The organism is bacterium (assembly GCA_016702305.1).
Lineage (GTDB): Bacteria > Electryoneota > RPQS01 > RPQS01 > RPQS01 > JABWCQ01.
Genome location: JADJEH010000009.1, coordinates 15,501 through 34,706, shown reverse-complemented (window position 1 = coordinate 34,706; position 19,206 = coordinate 15,501). Strand labels below are relative to the sequence as shown.

Below are 19,206 nucleotides of genomic sequence, written 5' to 3'. Positions count from 1 at the left end.
AGTTGCCCTATCGGATGCTATAGCAGGCAAAGCCTGCCCCTGAAACGACGAAGCGGCCGCTCTTCTGTGAAGAGCGGCCGCTTACATTTGCGGCGGGACCCATGATCGCCGATGAGTGCAAGATAAGACAACAAAGTCCTTAAGTAAAGGGGTTAGCTCCCCTTTTTCGATTTTCTCGGGTCGCGAATCCCGGGGACCCGGCCTGCCGGGGCTGTTCAATTCAAGTATTATCGTGACCCAATATTCAATTGGTCCGGTCTTTGACTTAGTAGCGGTACGAGGTCTCATGAACAGACTTAGGGCAAAGCATGACAACGGGTCACAATCACACTAAAAATCAACAGGTTAGGCGTACGGCCTTGGGCGGGCTCGGCGCATTGCTGCTCATGGCAGGCCTGTTGGTTTGCAACAGCGCGTTGCAAGCTGCCGACCGGCAGGTTGACGTGTTCACGCAGTTCCAACAACAGGACTCGGCGTTCCGAACGGTATTTGACCCGTTCGAGAGTCCGGGCAAGGGCAAGGGCTGGAAGCCGTACAACCGCTGGGCGTGGTTCTACGGTCAACGACTTACGCCGGATCAAACCAGCGATCCCGTCGCGCTGCGCATGCAGGCGTGGCAGGAAAAGCAGGCGAACCGCGAGCGCGTTGGTGCCCTTGATGAGAACTGGACCTCCATCGGGCCGAGTAACTTCGCGGGCCGAATTCTGGACATCGCCTGGCATCCAACCAATACCAATATCATCTACGTCGGTTCGGCATCGGGCGGCCTGTGGAAGACCACGGACGGCGGAGCGACCTGGACGCCGCTGACGGACGATTTGCCCAGCCTCGCCATCGGCTCAGTTGAGCTTGACCCTGCGAATCCCAATATCATCTACATCGGCACGGGTGAAGGTTCGTTCAACGTGGACGCGGTGTTCGGCGCTGGCGTGCTCAAGTCCACCGACGGCGGTGCGACGTGGAGCACGACCGGTTTGTCCTGGACGCAATCACAGAACCGCGCGGTCAACAAGATCATCGTCGATCCGACGAACTCGCAGATCGTTTACGCGGCGTGTAACAGCTCGGTAGGCGGTATCTACAAGTCTACCAACGGCGGTTCGACGTGGACTCTTTATCACACGGGCGACGTCAAGGACCTCGAAATGCACCCGGATTCGGCCAGCGTGCTGTATTGCGCGAACGGCTATCCGTGGGGCACGACGAATAACGGTATTTACAAATCCACGAACGGCGGCGTGACGTGGACACAGCTCACGAGCGGACTGCCTTCAGGGTCGAACCACGGACGTGTGGACCTGGCTATCAGCCCGAGCAGCCCGAGTACGGTTTATGCGGGTATTTCGCAGACGATCAGCAACGGTGCGGGCCTCTACGGTATTTACAAGACGACGAATAGCGGCGGCACGTGGACGGTGCAAGCGACGACACCGAACATGTATTCGGGACAGGGTTGGTACAACCTGGTCATCGCCGTGCATCCGACCGATCCGAACCAGGTGTGGTCAAGCGGTTTGGACGCGTACAAGTCCACCAACGGCGGCGTGGCTTGGACGCGCATGACGTTTTGGAGTTATTCGGAGGGGAACGCGCAGTATGCGCACGCGGATCACCATGCGCTGGCGTACATGCCGGGGAATCCGAATACGCTGATTGTCGGTACGGACGGCGGTCTGTTCAAGTCCACGAACGGCGGCACGTCGTGGGTGGGTTTGAACAACGGGCTGGTCACGTATCAGTACTATGCCATCTGCAATGACAACTTGCAGGCCGACGTGGCCTATGGCGGCACGCAGGACAATGGCACGAACAAGTATAACAACTCCAACACGCATACCCGTCCGCTCGGCGGCGACGGCGGCTACTGCAATGTAGATTTTACCAATTCGAGCAACGTTTACGGAACGACGCAGCGGGGCAATCACTACAAGTCCACGAACGGCGGCTCATCGTTTACGTCCATTCAAAATGGTATCAGCGGTCAGGGCGCGTGGGTTACGCCGCGCGTGATGGATCCGACCAACGCCAATATTCTCTATACCGGCACGAATCTCGTTTACAAGACGACGAACGGCGGCGCGTCGTGGACGGCCATTTCGACCGCGCTCGATGCTTCGACGATCAGTCACCTGGCGGTGGCCCCGTCCAATCCGCAGACGATCTACGTCGCCTATGAGGGCTACGACGGCAAGATCTTCAAGACGAACGACGGCGGTACGAATTGGGTCAATATCGAGACCGGCGTTCCCGAACGCTACCCGACTCACGTGGTGGTGGACCCGGCGAATCACAATGTTGTTTATGTGACGGTCTCGGGATATGGTTCGGGACACGTTTACAAGTCCACGAACGGCGGCACGAGCTGGAGTAACAGTTCGACCGGTTTGCCGGATATCCCGGTGAACTGCATGGTCATTGACCAGTCCAACGGTAACAAGATGTACGTCGGCACGGACCTTGGGGTCTACTACTCGGACGACGCGGGAGCGAGCTGGTCGGATTTCTCAGTTGGCTTGCCCAATGTAGTGGTGGACTTCCTGGCGCTGCATCCGTCCACGGGTGTGCTGCGCGCCGGAACGCATGGCCGCGGCCTGTGGCAGACGGAAACCAGCGCGCCGGAACTGGTCGTGCAAACGCCTAACGGCGGCGAGTCGTGGTCCATGGGCGTGAGCAACACGATTACGTGGGGCACCGGCAGCGTGGGCGGAAACGTCGCGATTGAAATCAACCGGACGTATCCGAGCGGCACGTGGGACACGATTCAGTCGTCCACGGCGAATGACGGTTCGCATTCGTGGCTGGCTATCGGACCGGCGACGACGACGGCCCGTATTCGCGTGCGGCATCTGACGGTGCCGGAGGCCGCTGACACAAGCAATGCGAATTTCTCGATCGTGGCTCCATCCATTACCGTGCTGTCGCCTAATGGCGGCGAGGATTGGACGGTAGGGACGCAGCATACGATTCGCTGGACGAAGACCGGGAATATCAGCAACGTGGAAGTGTACGTCAAGCGCGACTGGCCGAACGGCGTGTACAATTTTATCACGCTGACTTCCGATACGTTCTACAATTGGACCGTCGCCGCGCCGACGGACCCCTCGTGCAGAATCGTCATTGTGCAGAATGGCAATCAGTCGCTGGGCGACACGAGCAACGCAAACTTCGCGATCAGCGGGCCGTGGCTCGAAGTGGATCTGCCGAACGGCAACGAGATTTTGACGCCGGGACAGGCGTACACCGTACGCTGGTCGAAACACAACTTCAACGGCCCGTGCCGGGTCGAGCTTAATCGCACCTACCCGAGCGCGACGTGGATTACGCTATCTTCGTCGGTGGCGGCCGATTCGCTGGTGTGGAACGTTGACCAGAACGGCAGTGCCACAGCGCGCATGCGCGTGACATCGCTCGACTACGCGACGGCTTCTGATACATCCGATTCGAATTTCGGCATCAACCCGCCGTTCTTGCAGGTCACCGCGCCGAATACGGCGGTGAGCTGGCTGACCGGCTCCACGCAGAGCATCACCTGGTCGCACAGCAGTATTGTCGGGCCGTTCAATATCTATGTGAATCGAGCCTACCCGACCGGCGAATGGGAATTGCTGGCGGTGAATGTCACGGGAACATCGTGGTCATGGGTCGTGAACGGCCCGACTTCGACGACGGCGCGCGTGCGCGTGGCGCCGGTGAATATTCCGGGATATCAGGACGACTCCAACGTCAACTTCACGATTGCCAACGGGTCGCCGGGCATTACCGTCGTGGCGCCGAATGGTGCGGAAAATTGGGCGATTGGAACGTCGCAGACGATTACGTGGTCACGCAATCTGGCGGACGGCGCGGTAACGGTGGCACTCAATCGCAACTACCCGGGCGGGACATGGGAGACGCTCTCAGCGAGCAACACGGGCACCAGTCAGGGTTGGACCGTGACCGGTCCGGCCTCGACGAACGCGCGTATCCGCGTGACGCTGAACTCGGACGGAAATATTACGGACGTGTCGAACTCGCCGTTCAATATCGTGCAGCCGACCTTGACGCTGGGCGTGCCGAACGGCGGCGAAGCGTATAACGTCGGCGCGACGGTGCCGATTTCGTTCACGCGCGTTTATGTCGCAGGCAACGTGACGGCCCAACTGATGCGTGACTATCCGAACGGAACATGGGAAACGCTTTCCACTACGATCATCAGTTCGAGTTACAATTGGACGGCCACCGGTCCGGGCACGACCAATGCGCGTGTGCGCGTGTACTTGAACAGCGATCCTGCCTTGGGTGACACGTCGAACGCGAACTTCACGATCAACCAGCCGGGGTTGACGCTGGCGTCGCCGAATGGCGGCGAAGCGTGGAATGTCGGCACGACACAGACGATTCGCTGGTCGCGGATGAGCGCGAGCGGCGGTGTGCGCGTGATGCTGAACCGCGGTTATCCAACCGGAGCGTGGGAACAGCTGGCGAGCTCCGTGACGGTTGATACGCTGAGCTGGGTCGTGAACTCGCCGGTGACGAACGCGGCGCGTGTGCGAATCTATCTGGTGAGCAACTCTTCGTTGGCCGACACGAGCGCCGCGGATTTCGCGATTCTGAATCCGGGTCTGGTGCTGACCGCGCCGAACGGAGGCGAAAGTTGGCTGTTGAACACTCCGCACACGATTCGCTGGACGCGCAACAATGCGCCGGGCAACGTGACCGTGCAGTTTAACCGCAGCTATCCGGGCGGGGCATGGGAACAGCTCGCCAATAACGTGGCGGTGGACACGTTCAATTGGACGCCGACGGGCGCGGCGAGCAGCTCTGTGCGCACACGGATATTCCTGACGACGCAATCTGCGGTTGGCGATACGTCCAACGCGAACTTCGCGTTGACCGCGCCGACCCTTGCGGTGACATCGCCGAACGGCGGCGAGCAGTGGGTACTGGGTTCACAACAGATCGTGCGCTTCACGCGCAGCAACGCGAGCGGCAACGCTACGATTCAGGTGAATCGAAGCAACGGCAGCGGCGCGTGGGAGACATTGACGACGCTATGCGCGGTGGATACGTTCGCGTGGACGGTCAGCGGTAGCGCTTCAACGACGGCGCTCGTGCGCGTGAGATTGACCGCCGACTCGACGATTACGGATAATTCCAACGCGGTGTTCTCGATTGTCCAGCCGTATCTAACCGTGACCGCACCGAACGGCGGCGAGCAGATTACAGTGGGCGGCAACACAACGATTCGTTTCGCGCGGTTCTTTGCGAGCGGCGCGGCGACGATTTCCTTGAACCGCAGCTATCCGGGCGGATCGTGGGAGGTGCTCACCAACTCGTGCGCAGCGGACACGTTTGTATGGCTGGCGAGCGGTGCGGCTTCGACAACGGCGCGCGTCAAAGTGGAGCTGACCACGGGCGGCGCGACTGCGGACGAATCGAACGCGAATTTCTCGCTGGTGCAGCGCACTCTGGCCTTGACGTCACACAACAGCGGCACATACTACGTAGGCACGACGAGTCCGCTTACGTGGACGCGCAGCAACGCGGACGGCGCGGTAAATGTGCAGCTTAATCGCAGCTATCCCGGCGCGAACTGGGAAACGCTGGCGACGGGCGTGACGACGAACAGTTACAATTGGACGGTGAATACGCCGGTATCGAGCGCGGCGCGTGTGCGCGTCGTGCATCAGACCTACGGATGGGTCGGCGACAGTTCCGACGCGAATATCGCGATTGAAAACGCGACGCTGGCGCTGCTGGCGCCGAGCGGATCGCCGATATGGGCCGTCGGTTCGCAGCAGAATATTGCCTGGACGAAATCAGGGACGACGTCGTCGGTGCGTGTAGATTTCAACCGCACGTACCCCGGCGGCGCATGGGAGACGCTGTCCGCCGCGGAGACGGACACGCTTTATACCTGGACCGTGACGGGGCCGGCCAGCACGACGGCGCGAGTGCGTGTCGTTGCGACCGCTAACGAGTCCCTGGCGGACACATCCGACGCCGTGACGATTGCGCAGCCGACATTGACATGGACTGCACCCGCCGACAACAGCACGTTGCAGATCGGCTTCCCGCTGACCTTGCGCTGGGCACGTTATCTGGCGAGCGGCGCGGCCACGGTTACGCTCAATCGGAACTACCCGAACGGAGCGTGGGAAACCATCGGCAGTACCGCAGGCGACACGCTGGCGTGGACGATCAGCGGTCCGGTAAGCAGCAACGCGCGCTTCCGCATTTACCTGAACAGCAATGCGCTGATTGCCGACACGACCGGGAACATGAACATCGTACAGCCGTCGCTGGCGGTAACCGCGCCGAACGGCGGCGAGCAGATTCGCACGACGACGAGCACGACGGTGACGTGGACGCGCAGTAATCTGTCGGGTGCCGTGCGCGTGGATTTGAATACGAACTATCCGGGCGGCGCGTGGACGACGTTGGCGAGCGGCCTGACTGGCAACAGCTATACATGGAACGTGACCCAAGAGCCGACAACCGTGGCACGGGTGCGCGTGATCTTTGAGCAGATTCCGACGTTTGGTGACACGTCGAACGCCAACTTCACGATCTTCCGGCCCGACCTGTCGTTGACCGCGCCGAGCGGCGGCGAGACGTGGGTGACGGGAACGACCTATCCGATTACATTCACGCGCACGGATCATGCGCAGGCCGTGACGGTCAAACTGAACCGCACGTACCCGAGCGGCGCGTGGGAGACGATTGCGACCAATGTGACGGGCAATTCGGTGAACTGGATTGCAGCGGGTGCGGTCACGACAACGGCGCGCCTGAAACTTGAGAGCAGCGTATATGCCAACGTCGGCGATACGATGGCCGCGAACTTCTCGATTCTGACGCCGGGTGTTACCTTGTTGTATCCGGACGGCGGCGAGACGTGGGGCATTGGACGCAGCGTGACGATGCGTTTCCAGCGTGTGCAGGTCAGTGGCGTGGACGTGCATCTCAACCGTTCCTATCCGGCGGGCGCATGGGAGTTACTGGCGAGCAACGTGCAAGCCGATTCGCTGGTGTGGACCGTGAGTGGCGCGACCTCGACGGCCTGCCGCGTGCGCGTTCAGAATACGAGCAACACGGCGCAGAACGATGTTTCCTCGAGCAATTTTGCCATTCAACAGCCGGCGCTGGCCTTCAGCGCGCCGGTGCCGGGTGACACGCTGGCGATTGGCCTGCCAAACCTGATTGCCTTTACGCGCAACGCCGCAGCCAGCGGCAACGTGCGCGTGGATGTGAATACCAACTATCCGGGCGGCGCGTGGCAGCAGATCGGCCTCACGGTGGCGAACGATCTGTATTGGACTCCGGCGGGTCCGCCCACGCTGAACACGCGGTTGCGTCTGGTGCATACGGAAATCGCCAACCTCGGCGATACGCTTGACTTCAACGTGCCGATTGACTTTGCATCCTTAACGGTGACGTCACCGGCGGCGTCAGGAAGCTATGAGGTCGGCGATACGATGCCGATCACTTGGACGCGGTCGCGCGTCGGTACGGGAGCGAATGTCTATCTCAATCGCACCTATCCCGGCGGCATCTGGGAATTGGTCGCCGGCGGCGTGCAAACGGACAGTTACAATTGGACCGTGAGCGGACCGCGCTCCACGTCGGCGGTACTGCGCGTGCTCTCGACGCGCAATGCGGCGCTGGGCGACTCGACGCTGGTTCAGACGATTCTGGTGCCGAGCATTACGCTCACGGCGCCGAATAGCGGCGTGCTGGGCATCGGTAACACGGAAACGATCAGCTTCAGCAAGACGGATTTCACGTCGAGCGTGGCGATTGATATCAACTACAGCTACCCGAACGGCGCGTGGCAGACGATCGCCACGGGCGTCACGGGCGCGAGCTACAATTGGATCGTGAGCGGGAACGAAACGGGCATGGCGCGGCTGCGCGTACGGTCCGAGGAGTTCGGCGTGCTCGATCTGTCGGATAACAACCTGACGCTGGTGACGCCGAGCATCTACGTTTCAACGTTAAATACGGCGGAGCTGTTTGAAGTCGGCGATCCGGTGCAAATCACATGGACGAAGAATGGTGTGCCGGGCGGCGTGAACGTTGAATTCAACCGCGACTATCCGGGCGGAGTGTGGGAGTCGTTAGCCACGAACGTGACGCAGAACATGCACACGTGGACGGTGAACAACCCCGGCTTTGCGCATGGCCGTGTGCGCGTCTCAATGTATGGCCGCGCGGATGTGAACGATGTGAACGACGCGGACTTCGGGACGTTTTTGCCCGCGCTGCAATTGACGGCGCCAAACGGCGGCGATACTCTGATTATCGGCCGCAGCTACACGATGCGGTGGGCGCGTAATGGCGCGTCCGGATCGGTGCGCGTCCAACTCAATCGCACTTGGCCGGACGGTACGTGGGAAACTCTGTTGACGCAAACGTCGGCGGACAGCTTCGTGTGGACGGCGGTGGGCGCGAGCAGCTTGCAGGCGCGAGTGCGGGTGCAGATGGTGTTTGACAACAATGTCTACGACCTGAGCGACGAGAACTTCGCGATCCTGCCCGAGTCGGTCGTGCTGCTCACACCGAGCAGCGGAGACTCTATCGCTATCGGCGACACCGTGCGGTTCTCGTGGCGACGCATCGGCTTGAATCCGGGCGTAACGGTCTATCTGAAGCGCAACTATCCGTCGGGACAGTGGACAATCCTGGCGAACGCGGTGCAAGCGGACTCGTTCCTGTGGGTCGCGACCGGCGATCCGGCGCCGAACGCGCACTTCCGAATTTTGTCTTCGTGGAACAGTTCGCTCGGCGACACGGTGGGAGCATGTCCGCTCGGTACGCCGGTGTTGACGATCACCGACCCGGCGGTTCCGGAGATGATGATCGTCGGCGACACGCAGACTATTACGTGGTCGCGCAGTTTTGCCGCGGGTGCGGCAAACGTGGAAGTGTCGCGCAACGGTGTGCTGGGTCCGTGGACCGCCGTCGGTCAAACAAATGGATCCAGCTTCAATTGGGTCGTGACTGAACCGCTGACGGCTTCCGCGCGCTTCCGTGTGTCCCTGGTCAACAAGCCGTGGGTGCAAGGCGCGGTGACCTTTAACAGTTCAATCGTGCTGGCGCGACTGGATCTTGTCGAGCCGCAGGCTGGTGACACGTTGGCCGTGGGACGGGAGATTACCGTGGCGTGGTCACGCGAGAACACCGAGGATCCGATTGACGTCTTGCTCAATCGCGGTAATCCGGTGAGCGATATCGAGATCCTGCGCGAAGACGTGACGGGTGACTCGATTCACTGGACGGTCACTCCGCCGTTGACGCCGAACTCGCGGTTCATCTTGCGCACGGCTTCCGGCGTCTTCGTCGAGACGGACGGCGACACTTGTTTCGTCGTGGCCCAGCCGCTGGTGACGGTCACGCAGCCGAACGGCGGCGAGTCGTGGGTCGTCGGTCAGCCAATTACGGTGACGTGGTCGCGCGCTGCGGCCAGTGATCCCGTGAGTGTGCAACTGAACCGCAACTATCCGAACGGCGCATGGGAGACGCTGGCGCAAAACGTCAGCGGCAGTTCCTATGTGTGGACGGTCAACGGCGCGGCAACGACGAACGCACGGGTGCGGGTGATCTCGGACGAACATGCGGAGCTGTTTGACGTTTCTGACGGCACGCACGCGATTATTCTGCCAACGCTGGGCTTCGCGGGAGCGCTGCCGGCACGCGTTCCGTTGGGCTTCGCGCAGTCGGTGAATTGGCAGGTGAGCAATTTGAGCGGCACGGTATCGCTGTATCTGTCCCGGGACAACGGGGCGACGTTCAATGAACTGCTGGCCGCGAATTTGGCAACGACATCCTATTCCTGGACGCCCGCCGGAAGCGCGGCGCCGCAGGCGATGCTGAAGATACAAAGCGACGCGCAACCGCAAGTGTATGCGCTGTCCAATGCGTTTGTGCTGGCCACACCGACGCTGACCGTCAGCTCTCCGCAAAACGGCGAGATGCTGACGATTGAGCAGCCGGTAACGCTGCGTTGGACGCGCGCGGATCATCCGGCGCCGGTGCGCGTGGAAATTGACCGCAACTATCCGTCGTCATGGGAGACGCTGGTCGCGTCGGTAAACGCTGACTCGCTGGTGTGGACCGTGAGCGGCGCGCCGACCACACAAGCCCGGCTGCGTGTGGCGTCCACGGTGAATAGCGCGTGGAATGACCTGGGCGACGCCAACTTCACGCTGCTGCAGGCGCAGGTCGTGCTGATCGCGCCGGTGGACAATGCGCCGCTGGTGTTGGGCAACGTGTTAACGACGCGCTGGGAGCGCGTGGGCTTCAGCGGCGCGGTGTCGGTGCGCCTCAATCGCGTCGGCGGTTCATCCACCGTGATCGCGGCTGCAACGCTGCTGGACAGCGTCGCATGGACCGTGAGCGGTGACGCGGCGGCACAGGCCTATCTCGTCATTAATTCACTGGCCGCGCCGTTCTGCGCGGACAGTATTCCGGTGTTTGGCCCCTACCAGCCGTCGTTGGCGTTGACGACGCCGTCGGGTGACTCGCGCTGGGTGATCAATTCACCGCAGACGGTGCGCTGGACGCGGTCGCATGTGGGCGGGAATGTACGCGTGCTCTTGAATAGCGGCGCGGGCTTTGTGGAAATCGGCCAAAGCGCCGGCGATAGTCTTGTCTATCTGCCAACGAGCGCCGCGAACAATGCACTGGTTGCCATTCAAGCCGTGATGCGGGGCGACTTGACCGACACGAGCGCGAGCTTCCGTGTCGTCGCGCCGAGCTTGACGATGAACAGTGTCGGCGATCCGGACTTCCGTGTGGGCATTCCGCGCGATGTGACTTGGGACGCGCATGAAATCATCGGAGACGCGATTCTCGAATTCTCGCGCGACGGAGCGAACGGCCCGTGGGAACAGCTCTACCGCGGTACTGCGGAGGCCTACGAGTGGTCGCCGAGTCTGCCGGAGACGGAGAACGGCCGCTTGCGCGTCCGCAGTGAGCTTGAAGCACAATTCTCCGACGTGCTGAATCAGGCGATCGGCGTCTATCAGCCGACGCTGGCGATTACCATGACGACGCCCGCCGAAACGTTGTACGTCGGCATGCAGGTCGAGTTGCAAATTACCGGTGATCATATTGCGGAGCATGTGAGTGAAACCGTGATCGTCGCGCTGGATCGTGACGGTCAGGTGGAGTCGCTGGCTGACATAACGGTGCCAGGAACGCTGATCGTGACGATTGAAGAGCCGTTGTCAAGCGTGGCGCGCTTCCGCGCGTTCGTGGCGGGTGACCAGGAGCTGCAAGCGGCGACGCCCGCCTTTGTCCTTAGCGCACCGGCGCTGGCGTGGACAAACGAACCTCCAGCGGATGTGCTGGCGAATGAAACGGTGGCGCTGAGTTGGAACGCGGCGGGTGTGCAGAGCGCGATGGAAGTCGTGCGGCTGGACGCAAGCGGTGAAACGACGCTGGCTGAGAACCTGCTCAACGTGAGTTGGAATTGGATTGTCGAACCGCCACGCGGCGACGCGCGCTTAATCGTGCGCACGATGGACGATCACACGATTGCCGATACGACGGAGACGTTCCGCGTGCATGTGCCCGAGCTTCAGTGGCTCGCGCCGAATACGAGCGGTAGTGACACGGCCGGACAGACTATTGAGTTGGCGTGGAGCGCGTTGGACGGCGCCGCGCCTGTCAATCTGGAGGTCACTTTTAACGGCGCGGACTGGATGATCGCGGCGACGGGCGTGACCGACACGACCTACAGCTACGCCCTGCCGTATCACGAGAGTGAGGCGCTGCAATTCCGGGTGACATCGGTCAGCTATCCGCAACTGTCGGCGCTGTCGCCCGTGCGGACGCTGGTTGCACGCGCTTTGACGATTGACGCGGGTGACGAGACGGTGTGGTATGTCGGCGAAGAGCGCTGGATCCGCTGGTCGCGCGCACATGCGCCGGGTGATGTCGAGCTTGCTGTTAACTACGGCGACCGCGCGGAAGGCAACTGGCAGAACGTGGCAACGACGGAGCTTGATTCGTTCCTATGGACGGTGGAAGGTCCAGAAAGCGAGTTTGCCGCGTTGCGCATTCGTCTGGCGGGAGAGTCGGCCGTGTTTGACACAACCGATCTGCCGATTAGTATTCGCATGCCGAGTATCACGGTGATTGAACCGAATAGCGGCGGCGGCTACGACGTGACGCAGCAACTGCGCATCCGCTGGGACAGCGAAGGCATCAGCGGCAACGTGCACGTCGCGCTGTGGCGGGGCGCGCCGATCCATGATTTGGACACGCTCTTCTTGTCCACCGAAAACGACGGTGAAGAGATCTGGACCATCACCGGGCCGAACGCGGACAGTTGCTTTGTGATTATCGCGTCTGAAAGTGACACGAGCATTCACGATCTGTCGGATGCGCCGTTCCGGATTCAGGGCGGCACTCCGATTGACCCGAGTGGCGTACTGCTGCCGAATGTGGTGGCGCTGGGCGCGCCGTATCCGAATCCGTTTAACGCCACGCTGACGGTGCCATTTGAATTGCCGCAGCCGGCCGATGTGCGGATCGTCGTGTTCGACGTGCTGGGCCGCGAGGTCGAAGAACTTTTCGATGGCAAACAGCCAGCCGGATTCCTGCGGGCAACGTGGCAAGCCCACGCTCATGCCAGCGGATTGTATTTCGTGCGCATGCAGTCAGCGGACTTCACAGACGTCAAGCGCGTGCACCTGATCAAATAGTCATGCCCGGATCGTCCCTTGCCCAGGGGCGATCCACTTGCCCAGGTGCGTCGGAAGCCCTCCCGGCGCACCGCCCATATAGAGGAGAGCGGACCAGTCTTTGGTCCGCTCTTTTCGTTTTGGGCCGCAGTCTGACATTTCGAGCATTTTGGAATTCGCCGGAGTCTCGCCTCTACAAGAGGGTCAAGCAAGATTCATGTCACTGTTTATTATAGCTTTCATAAATTCGTGATCGAGTTGACAGATATATTCTTTTTAGATATATTGTTTGTAGCAATATTGCTTGGAGATATAAATGACACGCACCTCGAAAACCCGGTGGGCACTACTGGGACAACTTAGCGCTGAGCCGGCCAGCGGCTACCAGCTCAAGAAGAAGATCGAAGAAAGTACTGCGCACTTCTGGTCGGAGAGCTATGGCCAGATTTACCCGGAATTGGCGCGGATGGAAGAGGCGGGATTGTTGAGTTCGGCTGAAGAAGTTGGCGAGGGGCAGGGGCCCGGCGTACGACGAGTCTATGCGATCACCGAACAGGGAATGGACGAGCTGAAACGCTGGCTGTGCGAGCCGCCGACCGAGGACGTGCTGCGGGACGAGTTTCTGCTGAAGATGTTCTTCGGCGCACACCTCGATCGCGAGACGGCGCTGGCGCACGTGGATCGCAAGATCGCGCAGCTCGAAATGTACTCTGTGTTGTTGACGGCGAAGGCACGTTGGATTCTGGATTCCTGTCCGCACGATACGGTCTATCCGCCCTTCTACATCTTCGCGATTCGCTATGGAGTGGCGTACACGGAAGGCGTCATGGCCGAGTTACAGGCCCTGCGCGCCGCCATTGCCAATGACACGCTGCTTGAATCGCACCGCTCATGGCTGGCCGGGCGGCCGGCGCTCGACCGCGAGACGATGGAACGCATGACCGCGGCTTTTCAGCCGGGGACGGAACCCGATAAGTAACCGAGGATATTATGCTAAAGGCCGCGAAATTGTTGGTGGTCATGCTGTGCATGGCGACGCAGGTGGGCTATGCCGCGACCGGCGCATTGCGCGGCCGGACGTTAGATGCGGCGACGCGCGAACCGCTGGCGGCGGTGCAAATCAGCTTTGTAAACAATCCGGGCAGCGCGCTGTCCGATGGCGACGGTCAATTCTCCATTGACCATGTCGAGCCGGGCACGTATCACGTGCAGGGCTACGCATTCGGCTACGAAGTCGTCGTCAAAGCGGAAGTGGAGATCTTGCCGCATCGTACGACGGAAGTGGAGTTAGCGTTTGGCGAGAAGGTGTATGAAGGCGAAGAGGTGACCATCAGCACGGGCTTCTTCGCCGAAGTGCAGCATGATATGCCGACGTCCGCGCGCTCGCTGTCCTATGAAGAGGTGCGGCGCGCACCGGGCGGAGCGGCCGATGTGCAACGCATCATTCAAGCACTCCCCGGCGTGCTGAGCGAAAATGATCAGAACAACGAGATCGTCGTGCGCGGCGGCAGTCCGAATGAGAACCTGACCATCATTGACGGCCTGGAGATTGACAACATCAATCACTACGGCTATCAGGAGGGCGGCGGCGGTCCGATTAGCTTGCTCAATCCGGAATTTCTGCGCGACGTGACCTTTGCGTCGGGCGGCTTCTCAGCGAAATACGGCGACCGCGCGTCGAGCGTGCTGAATCTGGAGTTGCGTGATGGCTCGCGCGAGACGCGCGAGGCCGAGCTCGAGATGTCCATGGCCGGGGCGGGTGGGCTGGTGGAAAGTCCAATCGCACGCGGGAAGGGCGCCGTGATTCTATCGGCGCGCAAGAGCTATCTCGATCTGTTTCCGCAAGGGGCGATCGGGTTGACCGCGGTGCCGAACTATTGGGACGTGCAGGGGAAGCTGACTTACGATCTTAGCGCGAATCACAAGTTGACCGTCAACGGGCTGTTGGGCAAGGATGAAATCTACTTCAACGACGACGAACCGTCGGCGTTTTCGCGGGGCGCTGAGTCCGTGGAATATTTTGGTGACCGTTTCATTGCGGGAGCGCGGCTGCGCAGTCTATGGGGTCGGAGCTTCACGGATTTGGTGGTCGGCGCGACGCGCGCGACTTACAATGCCGAAGTCGCCAACGCCGAATACGACGCGCAGGGTCGGCGCGCCCTGACCAAGGAGTTCTCGAATAACAGCGCCGAGATGACGCAACAGGCCAGCCTGAGCTGGAACGGCGGCGCCCGGGACCGCGACGAGTGGTCGCTGGGCGGCAGCATCAAGCCGGTGACGTTTGAGCACGACATCTACTTCGCCAATGATACCGTCATTTTTGAAGACGGCTATCTCGGCAGTCAGAATGCCCTGCCGGATACGTTTGTGCAAGCGGCCTATCGCATTCAGGAGCGCGCAACATCGCCCAAGTACGGTGCGTACGCGCAATACGCGTGGCGCCCGGCCAAGGCGTGGTCGTTTACGCCCGGCCTGCGCTATGACGGCTTCGAGTATTCAGGCGATCACAAGCTGGGGCCGCGATTCGCGGCGAGCTATGACGCGCGGCGCAACGTGACGATTGCGGCCGCGTACGGTTGGTACTATCAATCGCATCCGTTCACGACGTACACGGAAGAGCCGAATGGCGGGAACCGGAAGCTCGAACACTATCGCGCAATTCAGTATGTTCTGGGGATGCGCTGGATTCCACGCGCCAGCAGCTTGATCTCGATTGAGAGCTACTACAAGGAGTACGATGATCTGTTGGTGAGCGCAGAAGATATCGTGCGCGAGACGACGGGGGACTACGGTTATCGGTCGCAGCGGCGGCTGCCTGAGCGGACCAAAACAGCGTTTGGCGCCGAGCTGTTCTTGCAGCAGAAGCTCGCGCAGCACTGGTACGGCACCGCGAGCTACTCGTACGGGCGCACCGAGACCGACGATCCGGCCTATGGTGTGCGGCCCGGCCAGCACGACTACCGGCATGTGGTGACATTGGTCGGCGGCTACAAGACGAACTTCAGCCGCAACGAAGGCTATCGCAACTTCCAGAAGCAGTGGTACGGTTGGCTGACGCACGCGCTGCCGATCAATGGCGATGAATTGACGTTTGCGTCACGGCTGCGGTACATGAGCGGGCGACCGTTCACGCGCAACGTGTGGTATGCGGAAGGCGGCGGCGCGCCGGATCCGGTGTATGAGGCCCATTGGTATAAAGACGGCTATAATACGGACCGCTATCCGGACTACGTGCGTTGGGACGTGCGGCTCGACAACAAACACTACATCGGCGCGACCTCGCTGGTGTTCTTCCTCGAATTGCAGAATGTGCTCAACCGCGCCAATATCGCCGAATATATCTTCGACGACAGCGGGGAACGGATTGAAGCCTATCAGTTTCGGGCATTCTTTATCGGCGGGGTTAAGCTCGAACTTTAGTTGGGTCCCCGGGAGCGAGTTTTGACTGGTGCGGTGCGGGATGCGGAAAGCGGAGGCGGGCGGGCCATGAATGTGGTCCGCCCGCTTGCTCTTGGGCGGCGGTGCAACCCGGTCGTTCCTCTGGCGGCCAGGGAACGGGGTGGCTCGCGCGAGCGATCTGGACATAACCATTGAAAATATTAATCTTACAATTAACGAGCGGACTTTGAAATTGACCGGAGGTGGTTGCGGAATGCCCACGAGGGAGCGTACATTGTATAGCTGGATTCGGCCCGCGAGAAGGCCCCTGTTTGGTTTGGTTCTTGCGCCGGGACAGCCCATGATTATGCCCCAAATGTTCAGAAAAATCTGGCTCCTGACCGTCTTGGCGGGTGCACAGGTCGGCTCTGCCCAAGTCTACTGGGAGCCGCTGTTGCGCCGCGAATTGCTGTGCGGACCTGTCGCGCATGAACGAGTGGAGTGTTTTTCCAGCCGTGGGGAAGGGTTGACCAACGAGGACGGCGGAAACTACCTCGGACTCGACTCCGAAAACTGGAATATCCTCTGCGATATTTCCGGACCGGGTTGCCTGGCCGAGTTCGGCTGGACACGGCGTAATCCGGGCGCGGACCTGCGCTTCAAGTTCTACATTGACTCGTTCCTTGAAGACGAGCTTAACGTGCGGGCCGACTCCTTGTGCGGACGCACGTCACCGTTCCTGCCGCCCTTAGCGGATTCACTGTCAGGGTGGTCGTGGAACTACGTGCCGATTCCCTTTCAGGACCGCCTGCGCATCACCTATATCGGCAATAGCATCGCCTATCATGGCACGGCGCTAATTTATCCAGAAGGCACGGCGTTCGAGTCGTTCCGCTACCCTGTCCCGCTGCCGTTCTTCCTGAAGCGCGACACTTTGGAGACGATGTGGAACCAGCCGACGCGACCGTTCTTTGCCAATCTACCCGCCCAGACGATGCTGGCGGATTCGACGCTGCCATCGTTTGTTACGGCGGAGTTGGTTGATCATGAGGGCGCGGGTGTGGTCCGACGGGTGTGGATGGTGCCGCAGGATACGACCCGCAGCTATCTGGACCGCACGGTAGCGCGGATCTATGTAGATCACAATCCCGAACCGAGCATCTCGGCGAAGGTCGGTATGCTGTTTGGCTGTTCGGAGGGCGTGACAAGCTACACCTCGGCACTGACGGGCCGAATCGGAGACACGCTCTATTTTCAGGCACCGCTGCCGTTTTCAACGGGCGTGCGAGTCGAGATCGAGAACAATGTCGTGACGCCGAACACCAACCGTGTGCGCATCGGGTTGGATGTCGTGACCCTGGCGCCGCAGGATGTGCCGGCCTATCGGTTAGCGGGGCAGGTGAACGGAAGCACTCCGACGGCGCGGTTCCTACCGTTCCGGGCGGCGGAGTTGGCCGGGCGCGGGCATTTTCTGGGGCTGTACTGGGAGGCCGACAACACGTCGGGAGCCGTGCTCGAAGGAGATGAAGTGATCAGCGTGGACGGTGACATCGTGCGCGCGGGTTTGGGCACTCCGGAGTATTTTAACGGCAGCAATCGCTGGATTGGCGCGAACAACCAACCGGCGTTGACCCGCAATTACGCCCATGGTGTGGTGACGGTCACCAATAACGATTTTGCAGCGTATCACTGGCATTTAACCGACCCGATGCCGTTCGACGAATCGCTGACGATGGACTTTGAAGTCGGCGCGTGGGGACATCTGACGGGGAACTTCCGCAGTATTGCGTGGGGCTACGTCGAGCCGCAACGCTGGCGAGTGCGCGACCAGGATTCGAGTTACTCTGCGCACGCGGGTGAAGTGCTGACTATTTTCGGGCGCGGACAACGCAACGGCCGGATCCTCGAGCGCGTGATTTGGAACGGCTATCCGCTTGACATCGTCGGTGGGAATACGACCGTGGTTGATTCCGTGCTGGTCGTTCGCGTACGCGCACCCTTTAGCGCGGGCGGCTCGGCTCCGCTGGTGGCCGAGTTCAACGACGGCCAGGAGACGATTGTCGAGGCGTGGGCGCAGCTCACGGCGCCGGAAGTCTCGTTCCGTCTGAAGCGAGACGAGATCAACGGCTTTGCGTGCGCGGCGGACACGCTGGAAATTGAAGGAAGAGGCTACCCCGAGCTCGAGAGTATCTCGATTGAATTCGCCGGCGTCACGCTGCCGTGGGTCGGCACACCGCCGGAAGCGGATGCCGACGGCGTGGTGCGCGGGCGGGTGGTGATGCCGCTGTTGCCCGAGCTCGTTCCTGAGACGCGCGCGCAGATTGAGGCTCACGCGATTTCCATTGAGGGCTATCCGGTGGCCGTATCGGAGGAATTCTTGACGGCGGTGCGGCTGGAACGCTTTGAAATTGAACGCATGCCCGTGGCGCTGGTGCAGGGCGGCTCATTGACGGAATTGTGCGCCTGTGACTACAGCGACGGACTCGACGAAACGACATGGGGACGGATGCTGGTGCGGCGCATGACCGTGGATACCACCGGCGAGTTTGCCAGTTTCGTCTTGCCGGTGCGCAGCGCGGGGAACTACCGCTTAAGCTACTTCGTGGGTCATTCCACTCGCGGCGGCGAGCTTGCGATGCTTCTGGACAGCCTGCCGGACATCGCCCGGCATGTCGCGTGGGATACGACGCTGGCCGATAACGTGTGGAGCCGCAGCGATACGCTGCGCGGCGCATGGCGCTATCTCGAAGCCGGGAATCACGTTGTCAAATTTACAGGCACAGTGCCGTTCGATACGGCGGGCAATGTTGACATGATTCTCGATCAAATCATTCTTGAATCCGAGTTTCACATTGAGATTCCGTCGGACGCGCGCGCGCCGCGGGCGCTGCCGCAGTCGGCGGCGCTGTTGCCGCCGTATCCGAATCCGTTTAACGCGACGGCGCGGCTGCGCTTCACGCTGCTGCAAAGTGCGCCGATTCAACTTGAGATTTTCAACCTGCTCGGACAGCGCGTGGCCGTATTGGCCGAAGGGCGGTTTGAGGCGGGAAGTTATGAACGTGAGTTTGCCTGTCCGGAGTGCGCCAGCGGTTTGTATCTGGCGCGGTTAAGTTTGCCCGACGCGATGTGGACACAGAAAATGCTGCTGCTGAAATAA

4 protein-coding genes are annotated in these 19,206 nt (G+C 60.9%); all 4 read left to right on the top strand.

The annotated features are described in order from the left end of the window. Nucleotides 1–386 precede the first annotated feature (386 nt). The 4 genes from IPH10_09000 (at nucleotide 387) to IPH10_08985 (ending at nucleotide 19,206) form a co-directional block, all read left to right on the top strand. Nucleotides 387–12,692 carry a T9SS type A sorting domain-containing protein gene (locus tag IPH10_09000; GenBank protein ID MBK6911046.1) on the top strand — a complete coding sequence of 4,102 codons (12,306 nt, stop codon included), beginning with the start codon at nucleotides 387–389 and terminating at the stop codon, nucleotides 12,690–12,692. Between the two features lie 295 nt (nucleotides 12,693–12,987). Next, a complete protein-coding gene (locus IPH10_08995; protein MBK6911045.1) occupies nucleotides 12,988–13,650 on the top strand; it encodes a PadR family transcriptional regulator in 663 nt (220 codons plus the stop codon). 11 nt (nucleotides 13,651–13,661) lie between these two features. Beyond that, nucleotides 13,662–16,091, top strand: coding sequence for a TonB-dependent receptor (locus tag IPH10_08990; protein MBK6911044.1), 2,430 nt, complete (start codon nucleotides 13,662–13,664; stop codon nucleotides 16,089–16,091). A gap of 334 nt (nucleotides 16,092–16,425) precedes the next feature. Further along, nucleotides 16,426–19,206: a DUF2961 domain-containing protein gene (locus IPH10_08985; protein ID MBK6911043.1), complete on the top strand. Its 2,781-nt coding sequence runs from the start codon at nucleotides 16,426–16,428 to the stop codon at nucleotides 19,204–19,206.